Origin of the sequence: Flavobacterium mesophilum, from assembly GCF_039581405.1 — a bacterium.
Taxonomy (GTDB): domain Bacteria; phylum Bacteroidota; class Bacteroidia; order Flavobacteriales; family Flavobacteriaceae; genus Flavobacterium.
The window spans coordinates 378,635-392,306 of the sequence record NZ_JBCPXZ010000005.1; the positions used below are offsets into that span (position 1 = coordinate 378,635).

Annotated in this window: 9 protein-coding genes; 8 read left to right on the forward strand and 1 reads right to left on the reverse strand. The window is 34.0% G+C overall.

Annotated features, from left to right (window positions below):
- Positions 1 to 140: 140 nt before the first annotated feature.
- The 5 genes from AAYQ19_RS17340 (at position 141) to AAYQ19_RS17360 (ending at position 6,872) form a co-directional block, all read left to right on the forward strand.
- Positions 141 to 569 carry a DUF1573 domain-containing protein gene (locus AAYQ19_RS17340; protein WP_343537953.1) on the forward strand — a complete coding sequence of 143 codons (429 nt, stop codon included), beginning with the start codon at positions 141 to 143 and terminating at the stop codon, positions 567 to 569.
- A gap of 80 nt (positions 570 to 649) precedes the next feature.
- Positions 650 to 1,192: an RNA methyltransferase gene (locus AAYQ19_RS17345; RefSeq protein WP_343537955.1), complete on the forward strand. Its 543-nt coding sequence runs from the start codon at positions 650 to 652 to the stop codon at positions 1,190 to 1,192.
- A 106-nt stretch (positions 1,193 to 1,298) separates the two neighbouring features.
- Positions 1,299 to 4,301 (forward strand): Ig-like domain-containing protein, encoded by a 3,003-nt coding sequence (locus AAYQ19_RS17350; protein ID WP_343537956.1) that lies wholly within the window; start codon positions 1,299 to 1,301, stop codon positions 4,299 to 4,301.
- Positions 4,302 to 4,357: 56 nt separating this feature from the next.
- The gene (locus tag AAYQ19_RS17355; RefSeq protein WP_343537957.1) at positions 4,358 to 6,520 is read left to right on the forward strand and encodes an Ig-like domain-containing protein; all 2,163 of its coding nucleotides are present in this window, start codon (positions 4,358 to 4,360) and stop codon (positions 6,518 to 6,520) included.
- Position 6,521: 1 nt separating this feature from the next.
- Entirely contained in the window at positions 6,522 to 6,872 is a 351-nt protein-coding gene (locus AAYQ19_RS17360) for an MmcQ/YjbR family DNA-binding protein (protein WP_343537958.1), read from the forward strand.
- 1 nt (position 6,873) lies between these two features.
- Here AAYQ19_RS17360 and folK read toward each other — a convergent pair whose 3' ends face one another.
- Positions 6,874 to 8,010 (reverse strand): 2-amino-4-hydroxy-6-hydroxymethyldihydropteridine diphosphokinase, encoded by a 1,137-nt coding sequence (gene folK / locus AAYQ19_RS17365; protein WP_343537959.1) that lies wholly within the window; start codon positions 8,008 to 8,010, stop codon positions 6,874 to 6,876.
- A gap of 168 nt (positions 8,011 to 8,178) precedes the next feature.
- Here folK and sppA point away from each other — a divergent pair, with 168 nt between their 5' ends.
- From sppA to AAYQ19_RS17380, 3 genes are all read left to right on the forward strand, one after another.
- On the forward strand, positions 8,179 to 9,936 hold the full coding sequence (sppA, locus tag AAYQ19_RS17370; protein ID WP_343537960.1) for a signal peptide peptidase SppA: 1,758 nt from the start codon (positions 8,179 to 8,181) through the stop codon (positions 9,934 to 9,936).
- A gap of 15 nt (positions 9,937 to 9,951) precedes the next feature.
- Entirely contained in the window at positions 9,952 to 10,911 is a 960-nt protein-coding gene (locus tag AAYQ19_RS17375; protein WP_343537961.1) for an alpha/beta hydrolase, read from the forward strand.
- A gap of 154 nt (positions 10,912 to 11,065) precedes the next feature.
- Complete coding sequence (locus tag AAYQ19_RS17380; protein ID WP_343537963.1) at positions 11,066 to 13,666, forward strand: AsmA-like C-terminal region-containing protein; 2,601 nt, start codon at positions 11,066 to 11,068, stop codon at positions 13,664 to 13,666.
- The last annotated feature ends 6 nt before the right edge of the window (positions 13,667 to 13,672 follow it).

Sequence of the window (13,672 nt, forward strand, 5' to 3'; positions counted from 1 at the left end):
TGAAAATTAAGACAGCGAATTTATAATTTTTTAACGGCATATCGAAGGCTTCAAAAATTAAAAATTTTTAAGAGTTTTTTAAGCCTACATTTCAGAATTTTACATAGATTTGTTTTATCATTTAAACAAAGACTATAAAAATGAAAAAAATAATTTTATTTGTAATGCTAGCGGTGGCTGGAGTTACAGCTTCTAACGCACAAAGCACTAAAAAAGGAGCAACTAAAGTTGCTAAAGTTGAAGGAGCAGGAATGCTTTTTGAAACAGAAACTATCGATTACGGAACAATCGCTCACAATGCTGACGGAAAACGTGAATTCGTTTTTGTTAACAATGGAACTAAACCACTTATCATTACAAACACGCAAGGATCTTGCGGATGTACTGTTCCTACTACACCAAAAGAGCCAATCGCTCCAGGTGCTAAAGGAATTATTGGTGTAAAATATGCTACTGACAGAGTTGGTGCTTTTACAAAAACAGTAACTGTTACTTCAAATGCTGAAGGACAACCAACAAAAGTACTTACTATTAAAGGTACTGTTTTACCAGATCCAGTAAAAAGCTAATCTGAAAGAAAACAAAATAAAATAATTGAAAAAGCTTCCTTATCTTTGGAAGCTTTTTTTATGACCTGAATACAACTAAAATGAGAAAACTTGAAAATAGCGAATTAGAACGCAAATCAATTGAAGATTTTAAAAAATCAGACAAAACACCTTTAATTTTGGTTTTGGATGACATTCGCAGTTTGCATAATATTGGTTCTGTTTTTAGAACTGCCGATGCTTTTTTGATTGAAAAAATCATTTTATGCGGTATTACAGCTACTCCTCCAAATAAGGAAATCCACAAAACTGCTCTTGGCGCAACGGAAACCGTAACTTGGGAACATCATGAAAATGTATTGGAAGTTATAGAAAACCTTAAAAAAGAAAACGTCTTGACACTTGCCATAGAACAAGTTGAAAGCGCTATTTTTCTTCAAGATTTTAAAGTGGAGAAAAACCAAAAATATGCATTGGTTTTTGGAAACGAAGTTTATGGTGTAGCACAGGAAGCTGTTGCAATTTGTGATGGCTGTATTGAGATTCCGCAACTCGGAACAAAACACTCTTTGAACATCTCTGTAAGTGCTGGAATTGTGGTTTGGGATTTATTTCAAAAACTAAACTGGCCTGCGGGCAATTAAAGCGTATTTCACTTAAAAAAAAGTGATTTTATAGTTGTTTTCAGACTTTAATTGTTAGAAATTGAAATATTTTTTTTTATTATTATAAAAGTGATACTTTTATAAAATGAAAAAAAATTACTTCTTAAAAATATCTTTTTTATTTGTCTCATTGCTATCCAATTTTTTTGGATTTGCGCAATATACCAGTATTCCTGATCGAAATTTTGAGCAGGCTTTAATTGATTTAAACATTGATTCTGGCGCTCCTGATGGTCAAGTTTTGACGGCAAATATCAAAGACATAACATCACTGCAAATTCCAGGCAAAAACATTACTGACTTAAGTGGCATTGAGGATTTTGAAAAACTGACAAGATTAGATGTTGGGGTAATTGACTCAGATCCGGGTAAAAAAAACTATCTTGTCAATTTAGATCTTACAAATAACATTTACCTTACTTATTTAGCATGCGGTCACAATGCGTTAGTGAATATAGATCTTTCCAAAAATACAGCATTAAAAGTTTTATTTATAGAAAACAACAAATTAAGCAGCCTCGATGTTTCAAAAAACACACTTTTAGACAAGCTTTATTGCCCCAACAATCTTATAACAAGCCTAGACATTACTAAAAATACTTCTTTAGCAACTTTTAATTGCAATTCTAATCAGCTAACAACTTTAGATGTATCGAAAAACATTCTTTTAACAGATATAAACTGCAGCAGTAACAATTTATCAAATATTGATGTTTCTAAAAACACATTAATAGATATTTTAGATGTTCAGAATAATCAAATAACTTCTTTAGATATTTCTAATAATTCAAAATTAACATACTTTACCTGTCAAAACAATCAACTATCTAGTTTAGATGTTTCTAAAAATCCTAATCTAACCATTTTTGCATGTAATAATAACCAGCTAACAAATTTGAATTTTAAAAACGGACAGAACGCAAAAATAATCCTTGCAAATTTTAAATCAAACTCTGGCTTAACCTGTATACAAGTAGATGATGAAGCTTATTCAAATTCAAACTGGACGACCTCTAAAGACAATGCAACAAAATATTCAAATGACTGCAGTAAACCTTCCTCAACAACTGCACCAATTGTCAAAGCAACCGGAGATCAATTTTATTGTCCATTAACTAGCATAAAAATAGTAACTGATTTCAGTATCAAAAATGATCTAACAGAACCAGGAACCAAAGCGGTTTATATTCAAATTTCTTCAGGTTATTCAAATGGCTCTGATTTATTAACCCTTTCAAATCCTGCACTTCACCCCACCATTACAACAAGCTGGGACCAAACAGCAGGAAAATTACAATTATCAAGCCCAACTGGAGCAGATGTTTTGTATTCAGATTTTGTTGACGCAGTAAAAGATGTCGTTTTTACAAATTCATCAGCGACTGCATCTGGAACGAGAACTTTCTCAATTACGATTGGAAATGCTAATTACCTGCCTTCAACACAGCACTTTTATTTATTTGTTCCGAGTATTGGAATTACTTGGACTTCGGCACGAGATGCTGCGGCCGCAAGCATTTATTACGGCCTAAAAGGATATTTAGCCACTATCCTATCCGCTGATGAGGCTAAATTAATTGGAGAACAAGCCTCTGGAACAGGATGGATTGGCGGAAGCGATGCAGAAGCTGAAGGCATTTGGAAATGGGTAACTGGCCCAGAAGCTGGAACTATTTTTTGGAATGGAGCTGCAAATGGATCGACACCGAATTTTGCATTTTGGAACAGTGGAGAACCAAACAATCAAGGAGATGAAGATTACGCACATATTACACAACCAGGAATTGGAGTTAGAGGTTCTTGGAATGATTTGTCAAATACTGGATCTTTAACATCCGGAGATGCTTATCAACCAAAAGGTTATGTAGTTGAATATGGCGGATCTGCAGGTGAAGCTCCTTTAGAAATAGCGGCAAGTACAAAAATTACAATTCCAGAAGCAAATGTATTGACTCCTAGTCCTATTTGTGACTCAGGAAGTTTTACGTTAAATGCAACAGCTACCACAGGAGCAACAATAAGCTGGTACACTCAAGCAACCGGCGGAACTGCAGTTGCAACAGGTAGCCCATATACAACACCTGTATTAAATACTACTACAACTTATTACGTCGATGCTGGATGTGAAAGCAACCGAAAATCAGTTACTGTAGTAATCAATAAAACGCCAAACACTCCAACCGTACCTTCTTCAAATATTTCAAGATGTGGACCAGGAAGTGTAGATCTTCAAGCTACAACTGATGTTGGAGTAATCAATTGGTATACATCCTCAACTGGAGGAACAAGCATTTTTACAGGAAATAATTTTACAACCCCAACAATTACAACATCAGCAACTTATTATGCTGAAGCTTCAAACAATGGCTGTTTAAATACTACTCGTACTCCCGTAACCATTACCATTTACACACCACCCGCAGTCACTGACGAAACTGTTGCATTGTGCCAATTTCAAAAGAAAATGCTAGACGCGGGAATCTCAGGAATGAGCTATTTGTGGTCCACTGGCGCTACAACTCAAACTATTGAAATAGGAACTGGAGGAACTTACACTGTTGATGTAACCAGTCCAGCTCCTCAAAATTGTACAAGCCGAAAAACAATTGTCGTAGAAGAGCATGAAATCCCACAAATTGATCGTATTGATGTAGAAGGAACAAGGGCAATAATTTACCTTAAAAAAGAACAACCTTATTTTGAATATTCTGTAGATGGTTCAAATTTTCAAGATTCAAATATTTTTTATGATGTTCCAGGTGGTTTGCAAACTGCTTATGTAAGAGAAAAAAATGGCTGTGGTGGCACTACTAAAAACTTTGTTGTTTTGGTTTTCCCACCTTTCTTTACTCCAAATAATGATAGCTATAATGATGTCTGGGAAGTAACGGGAATGGAGAATTATCCACAAGCACAAGTCACAATTTTTGATCGATACGGAAAATTATTAGCTCAATTATCAGCTTTAAGAATGAGTTGGGATGGGAATTTCAACCATGCTCCTCTTCCCGCTTCTGACTATTGGTATGCTTTGAAAATTGATGACAATCATCCTATTTTGAGAGGTCATTTTTCTTTAAAAAGATAAAACTCATTTTTGAACGTTCGATAGGCGGTTTTCAATTAAAAAATGTATTTTTAGATATGAAGACTAAATTCTTTAGCAATTCTACTTTGGCACTTATATTACTTTATTGTAATATACTATTTGCTTTTAATACAAGAAGTCTGCCTGAAAGAAAACCTAAAAAAGAATCCGCAAGAAAAACAACAGCAGTTGCATCAGTAATTACTGCAACCGGAGATCAAGTATATTGCCCGCAAAGCTCGATAAAAATTGTAACTGATGTTGCCATAAATGCAACAGAAGAAATTAATGCAATCTACATTCAAATTTCTTCTGGCTATGTGATCAATGAAGACTTATTAACTTTAATCGGCACACATCCTAATTTGACCTCAAACTGGAATTCTGATTCTGGCACTCTCACTATTTTGAATAGTACCGGAAAAACAGCTTCACTTTCTGATTTTATTACCGCAATCAAGGCCGTTGAATTCAAAAACAGTTCAGCAAGCCCAAAAGGCATTAGAAACTTTTCGATAAGTCTAGGACAAGCTAATTATTTGCCTTCGTCTAAACATTATTACAAATTTGTATCTAGTCCAGGAATTTCTTGGGGAGAAGCCAAAAGAGCTGCTGCGGCAAGCAATTATTTTGGATTAAAAGGTTATTTGGTAACCATTACAACTTTAGATGAAGCAATTTTTGTAGGCGAACAACTTTCGGGTACGGGATGGATTGGCGGAAGCGACACTCGGAAAGAACCAGAATGGCGATGGGAAACAGGTCCAGAAGAAGGAACTCAATTTTGGTATGGTCGCGAAAGTGGATCAACAACAACTTTTGCTTATTGGAACAATTTTAAAGAACCTGATAACGGAGGGGAAATAAAATTAATCGGTGTTGAAGATTATGCTTATATCACACCACCAGGATATGGCCAAAAAGGAAGATGGAATGATGCTTCGCTTTATGGAAGTTCTGACCCAACAAATGTAAATTATCCTCGAGGCTATATTGTTGAATATGGAGGAATGCCAGGTGATGTTTACCCACAAATAACTGCAAGTACCTCCCTAACTATGCTTTCAATTACCGAAACAAAAGCTCCTGATATTTGTGGATCAGGAACAACAATATTAGAAGCGAAAAGTGCAGCAGGAACCATAAATTGGTATACCGATGAAACTGGATCAAGTTTAATTGCAACTGGCCCTAGTTTTACTACTCCGGTTTTAAATACAAATCAAACCTATTTTGTTGGTGCCGAATACAACGGTTGTTTCTCTAAAAGAATTCCTGTTGAAGTAAGAGTGAATAAAGTTCCCGAAGTAACTTCTGTTTCAAATCCTGCACCTGAATGTAGTTCTGAAATATTTTTTTTAGAAGCTACTGTTTCTGAAGGTGACGCAAATTGGTATGATTCTGAAACAGGAGGAACAGTTTTAGGAACAGGCCCCTTATTCATTACACCTTCTATTTCTGCAAATACAATGTATTATGTCGAAGCCAACAATAATGATTGCCGTTCCCTAACAAGAACACCAATTAAAATAGAAATATTCCCGCTTCCTGATGTTCAAAATGAGGAAGTTGTTTTGTGCGCTCCAAATTCGGTTACACTTGATGCAGGAATTAAGAATATGAGTTACCTGTGGTCAACTGGAGAAACGACTCAAAAAATCACAGTTTCGCAATTAGGAACTTATTTTGTTGACGTTACAGCTTCAACAGCTGGGAATTGTACAAACCGAAAAACCATCAAAGTAATTGAACTCCCTGCTCCCGAAATTCAAAAAATCGAAGTTGACAATAGAACTGTAACTATTGTCCTTAGCAATCCTCAAAGTTATTTTGAATATTCTATTGACGGAATAAACTTTCAGGATTCTAATGTTTTTTATAATGTCCCAGGCGGTTTGCAAACGGCTTATGCCAGAGAAAAAAGTGCTTGCAAAACTGCTTCAAAAAGTTTTATTGTTCTCGTTTTCCCTGCATTTTTTACACCAAATAATGATTCATATAATGATGTTTGGGAAGTAACAGGAATTGAGAATTATCCCGAAGCACAAATTACTATTTTTGATCGTTACGGAAAATTAATTGCGCAACTCAGTACTTCAAAAAAATATTGGGATGGCACCCTAAATAAAGTACCTTTACCTGCGTCAGACTATTGGTATGCTCTAAAAATTGACGACAATCATCCTATTTTAAGAGGACACTTTACATTAAAAAGATAAAATGGATATAGAAACAATTCGCGAAATTTGCCAAAAATTAACTGGCACAACTGAAGACATAAAATGGGATCATGATCTTGTGTTTTCGGTTGGAACAAAAATGTATTGTGTTGTTGGGCTTGATCAAAATCCAACTTCGGCTTCGTTTAAAGTTTTAGATGAAGAATTTGAAGAAATGAGGAATAGACCTGGTTTCAAACCTGCGCCTTATGTCGCAAAATACAAATGGGTTTTAATTGATGATATTACGCGAATGAAAAAGTCTGAATGGGAAAAATACATTCAGCAATCGTATAATCTTGTTCAGGAAAAATTATCAGCGAAACTTCGAAAACAACTCGGAATAATATAATTTAAGAAGCTATTTTCTTTTTAATTTCATTTAGAATAAAAAGATAATCTTCGTGTTTTTTTACAAAATCACGATCAGAAACATCAATAATCAAAACATTCAAATCGGTTTGCGATTTGATGTAATCCAAATAACCTGTATTGATTTTGTCCAAATAACTAGCTTCAATATTTTGTTCGTAACTGCGACCACGTTTCTTAATATTTTGGAGCAATCTTTCTGTATTTTGATATAAATAAATGTACAAATCTGGCTTTGGCATTTCTTTGTAAATAATGTCAAACAGATTTCGGTACAATCGATATTCGTCTTCGCCAAGCGTTATTTTTGAAAAAATTAGCGATTTAAAAATGTGATAATCGGCAACAATAAAATCTTTAAACAAATCAAATTGCTTTAGATCATCAGCTAACTGCTGATAACGATCGGCCAAAAAAGACATTTCTAAAGGAAAAGCATAACGGTTTTGGTCTTTATAAAACTTCGGCAAAAAAGGATTATCTGCAAAACCTTCCAAAACAGTTTTGGCATTAAAATCTTCGGCAATTTTGTGTACCAATGTTGTTTTACCTGCTCCAATATTTCCTTCAAAAGCAATATAATTGAAATTTTCCAAAGCAATTTCTTGCAACGGGCTTTTCAATTTTTGAACAACAGTACAAACACTATCATCTGGAGAAACTGCAATTAATTCTTGAATTGTTTTTTGCAAAACTGGATGTTTCCAATCTAACTTCAAATCGTTAAATGGCAACAAAACAAAATTCCGGTTTTGCATTAACGGATGCGGAATCTGCAATTTTTCGGTCTCAATAATTTCATCATCAAAAGCAATGATATCGACATCAATAACTCTGGATTGATACCCTTCTTGATTCAATCGAATTCTTCCTAATTGTTTTTCAACTTTTAAAACCTGATTCAGTATTTTTTGTGCCGATGAAGTGGTATGCAAAAGCAATGCGCAATTATAAAAAGCATCACTTTCAAATCCCCAAGCGGGAGTTTCGTATAGTTTTGAAACCTTGATAACAGTTCCTATCTCTTGATGTATTAACGCAATACAACTTTCGATGTTTGCTAATCTGTTTCCTTGATTACTCCCTATTGATAAAACGACTTGATGCTGTGACTTCATAATTAATGCAAAGTAACTAAAAACTATTTAGAATTGGCCGTATTATTTATCGACTTTGAAAATGTAAAATCTACAAATATTTCATAATTTGGATTACAGAATTAAATCGCATTTATATATTTGTAACAAAGCAGTCTTTTTAGCTACTTATTTAAAAAAAACATACTTATGAAGTTTTTAGGAAATGTAATTGCCACAGTGATTGGTATTTTTGTATTTATCATGATATTCTTTTTTGGAGTAATCCTTATTGGAGCAATCTTTGGAGGCGACGATACGGTTTCGGTTAAAAAAGATTCGGTTATCGAATTGAATTTAAAAGAAATCAAAAATGACTACGCAGGAAAATATAAAGATCCATGGGTAACTGTTTTTTCAGAACAAAAAGGAATTGGTATAACTGATGTCATCAATGCCATCGAAGCAGCGAAAACAGATGACAAAATCAAAGGAATTTCTATCTTAAATGATGAATCTTCATTAGGTCTTGCGCAATACAAAGATTTGAGAAATGCTCTTGAAAGCTTCAAAAAATCAGGAAAATTTGTTTGGGCTTACGCCAATACTTATTCGCAAAAAGAATATTATTTAAATTCTGTTGCTAATACCATTTATTTGAATCCTGCCGGAGATTTAGATTTTAAAGGGCTTTCATCTGAAGTGATGTTTTTCAAAGATTTCCAAGACAAATCAGGCATTCATATGGAAGTGATTCGTCATGGAAAATATAAAAGTGCGGTCGAGCCATTTTTAGAAAACAAAATGAGCGACGCTAATAGAGAACAAGTGACCGCTTTGTTAAACTCAATTTGGTCAACAGTTTCTACTGATATTTCAAAAAGCCGAAATATTCCACTTCCGAGGTTAAATGAAATTGCAAACGGTTTGTTGGCAAGAACTCCCGAATTGGCAAAAGCTAATGGCTTAGTTGACATTATCGCATATGAAGATGTTTATCATGACGCGATCAAAAAACAATTAAAAGTAACTGGTGATGACGATTACAATAAAATTTCGATTGAAGATTATACACAAAACAACGTTACCACAGCACTAACAAATACAGCAACTGACGAAATTGCAATTATTTACGCTCAAGGCGAAATTGAAAGTGGTGAAGGCGATGTAAATGTAATTGGCGAAGGTTCAATGAGACGCGCCCTTCAAGAAGCTAGAAAAGATGAAGATGTAAAAGCAATTGTCTTGAGAATTGACAGCCCAGGAGGAAGCGCTTTGACTTCAGATTTGATTTGGAGAGAAATTGAAGTTACCAAAAAAGTAAAACCGGTCGTAGTTTCAATGGGTAATTATGCGGCTTCTGGAGGTTATTATATTGCTTGCAACGCTAATAAAATTTTCGCTGAAAGCAATACAATTACAGGCTCTATCGGAGTTTTTGGAATATTACCAAACTTCAGCCCATTAGCCAATAAATTAGGTATCAATACAGAACAAGTAAAAACACACGAAAACTCGGCTAATTACAGTCCGTTTGTTCCTGTTGATGAAAAGTTCAAAGCCTTTACTTTAGAAGGAGTTGAGCATATTTACAAAACTTTTGTAACGCATGTTGCCGAAGGAAGAAAAATGACTTTTGATCAAGTTGATGCTATTGCGCAAGGAAGAGTTTGGTCTGGAAGCGAAGCTTTAAAAATTGGTTTGGTGGACAAAATCGGTGGATTAAATGATGCTATCGCAGAAGCGGCTAAAATGGCTAAAGTAAAAACTTACTCAACTCAAAACTATCCTGAATACGAAAAAACTTTTGGCGATTTGATCTCAAAAATGCCTTTTGCAAAATCAAAAGAAACTTTCATCAAAGAAGAAATTGGAGAAGAAAACTACTTGATGATTGAGCAAATCAAAAAACTTCAAAAACAAAAAGGAGTTCAGGCTATGATGCCTTTTGGAATTAACATTAAGTAATTCAAATCTTAAAAAATGAAAAAGATATTTTTGTTTTTGAGTATTTTATTTCTTTCATCTGTAAATGCGCAAAATACAGAGCAACATACCTTTAAAGAAACTAACGTTACCTTAAAAATCAATGTTGATCAACTTTACGGCACGCTGACAGTTCCTGATGTGACAAAAAAATGCCCCGTTGCGTTAATCATTGCAGGTTCTGGCCCAACCGACAGAAATGGAAATAACCCTACAATGAAAAACAATTCGTTGAAAATGCTCGCAGAAGCTTTGGCAAAAAACGGAATTGCATCATTGCGATACGACAAAAGAGGAATTGGCGAAAGCAAAACAGCAGCAACAACAGAGTCGAGTTTGGTTTTTGAAAATTATACCGAAGATGCAAAAAGCTGGATCAACTTTTTGAAGCAAGACAAACGTTTTTCACAATTAACGGTTATTGGGCATAGCGAAGGATCATTAATTGGAATGATTGCAGGAGCAAAAGCCAACAAATTTATTTCGATTGCAGGTGCAGGAGAATCAGCAGATAAATTGTTAAAAGAGCAAATTTCGTCGAAATCAAACAAACAAATCGAGAATATGACCTTCCCGATTATTGACAGTTTAAAAGCGGGAAATAAAGTAAACAAAGTTGACCCACTTTTAAACTCGCTGTTTAGGCCAAGTATTCAGCCTTATTTGATTTCTTGGTTCAAATATGATCCTCAAATAGAACTTAAAAAACTTACCGTTCCTATTTTAATTCTTCAAGGAAATAGTGATTTGCAAGTAAGCGTTACTGATGCTGAAAATTTATCAAAAGCCAATAAGAATTCTGAATTGGTAATTGTGGACAAAATGAATCACGTTCTAAAAATTATTGAAGGTGACAATAAAGCAAATTTTGACAGCTACAATAATGAAACATTGCCGATTTCAGATGTATTGACGAATAAAATTGTTTCCTTTATAAAAAAGCCAATATCACATTAAAGAGCCAATCCGTTTGAAAATCGTCAAACGGATTTTTTTATTCACAAATAGAAAGCATTTCTTACATTTTTAAGAAAACTTTATCGTCAAACTGTAGTAAAAAAAACTATTTTTGCAGAGTCTGATTTTAAGTAAAACCCTCAAATCTATAAATATGTTAAAGAAAATTTTAAAAATAACCGCCATTGTAATTGTGGTTTTCGTGGCCGCGCTATTCGCCATTCCTTACTTCTTCAAGGATCAGATCAAAGCAAAAATTTCTGAAGCAATCAATGAAAGCGTTGATGCCAAAGTAAGTTTTGCTGATGCCGATTTAAGTTTGTTCCGAAACTTCCCAAATGCGGCCGTTGGAATTGAAAAATTGGTAATCATCAACAAAGCACCTTTTGAAGGTGACACATTGGTTTCCTTAGGTCAATTAAACTTAAAAATGAGCATTAAAGAACTTTTCAAAGGAGAAAATGAACCCTTAAGCATTCAAGGAATCACTTCTGAAAATGGTTTAATCAACATTATTTTTAATAAAGACGGTGTTGGAAACTTTGACATTGCTTTAAAGGACAAAAAAGAAGAAACTAAAGACGAAAAAAGCAAACCGCTTGCATTAAAAATTCAGAACTACAAAATCGAAAATTTCACTTTTAGATATATCGATCAAGGTTCTAAAATTAAAATGGTAATCGATAGTTTAAACCATGAAGGTACTGGAGATTTTACCAATTCAAAATTAGATTTAACTACAAAATCGACTGCAAAAGTATCTTTGGATATGGACAAAATCAATTACATGAAAAATGTAAAATTGACTTTGGACGCGATTTTAGGAATCGATCTTGAAAAGAGCAAATATACTTTTAAAGAAAACAAAGCTTTAATCAATCAATTGCCATTAGAATTTGACGGATTTATTCAGATGACTGAAAAAGCGCAGATCTATGATTTGAAATTTAAAACGCCAACTTCATCATTTACAAACTTCTTAGGATTGATTCCTTCGGCTTATGCATCAAGTTTGGAAGGTGTAAAAACTACTGGAGACTTTACAGTTAATGGTTTTGCGAAAGGAGAATTGACAGATACAACGGTTCCTAAATTCAATATTGAAATTGCTTCAAGCAATTCTTCATTTCAATATCCTAACTTGCCAAAATCAGTTCAAAATATCGTAATTGACACTAAAATCATAAACGAAACAGGGATTCTAAACGACACCTACGTTAATTTAGACAAACTTTCTTTCCGAATTGATCAAGACGTTTTTAACGCTAAAGCAAATATTAAAAACATTACTGTAAACCCAATTGTTGACGCAGCTTTGAAAGGAACAATCAACTTGGCAAATCTTTCAAAAGCCTATCCAATCAAAATGGATAAACCTCTTGCAGGTATTTTGAAAGCTGATGTTACGACTAACTTTGATATGGCTTCTGTTGAAAAAAGCCAATATCAAAATATCAAAAATGCTGGAACGATGAGTTTGTCAGGGTTTAAATACACTGACGAAAATGGCAAAGCAATGAACATCAGTACTGCTTTAGTTGAGTTCAACCCAAGCAAAATCAACTTAAAACAATTTAATGCCACTACTGGAAAAAGTGATCTTGCTATTAATGGAGTTTTAGAAAACTTCTATGGTTTCATGTTCAAAAAACAGGAATTGAAAGGAAAGTTCAATATGAGTTCAAATCAATTAGCTGTTGATGATTTTATGACTGCTGGCGAGCCTACAAAAACAGAAACAAAAACTCCAGCAAAACCTGCTGAAGCAATGAAAATTCCAGCTTTCTTAAATTGTACTTTAAACGCAAAAGCAACAACTGTTTTGTATGACAATTTGAAACTGAAAGATGTTTCTGGAAAATTGATCATCAAAGATGAAAAAGCATTGTTGGAAAACTTCAAAACTTCAATTTTTGGTGGAACAATTGGCTTGACTGGAGCGGTTTCAACAAAAGAAAAAGTACCAACATTTGATATGAATTTAGGTTTCAATCAAGTTGACATTGCGCAGACTTTTACGCAATTAGACATGATGAAAAAAATTGCTCCGATTGCAGGAATTATCAATGGAAAACTGAATTCAACAATCAAATTAAACGGAAATCTTGATGCAAATGAATTAACGCCAGATTTAAAATCTATTTCAGGAGATTTGATCGGTCAATTGCTTTCGACAACTGTAAATGCTAAAAATTCAACTTTACTTAATTCTCTTAGCTCAAACATTAAATTTATCGACATGAATAAGGTAAATTTAAATGACATTAAAGCGGCCTTGACTTTTGATAACGGAAAAGTAAATGTAAAACCTTTCGATATTAAATATCAAGACATTAAAGTAACAGTTGGCGGAACGCACGGTTTTGACCAAACGATGAATTACAATTTAAAATTTGATGTTCCAGCTAAATATTTAGGAAGCGAAGCAAATGCTTTGATTGCAAAAATGTCTCCTGCTGATGCAGCGAAATTGGAAAACATTCCGATCAATGCAATGGTTACCGGTAATTTTTCTAGCCCAAAAATCAGCACTGATATGAAAGCCGCTGTGAGCAATTTAGCGGGTCAAGTTGCCAATCAACAAAAAGAAAAATTAACGCAAAAAGGTACTGCAGCTTTAACTGATTTAATCAACAAAAACACAAAAGCAAAAGATACCACTCAGGCTGCAAAAACTGAGAAAGAACAAAAAACTCAAGAAGTAACCAAAAAAGCAAGCGACTTGCTTAATGGATTATTTAAGAAGAAAAACTAAATCATC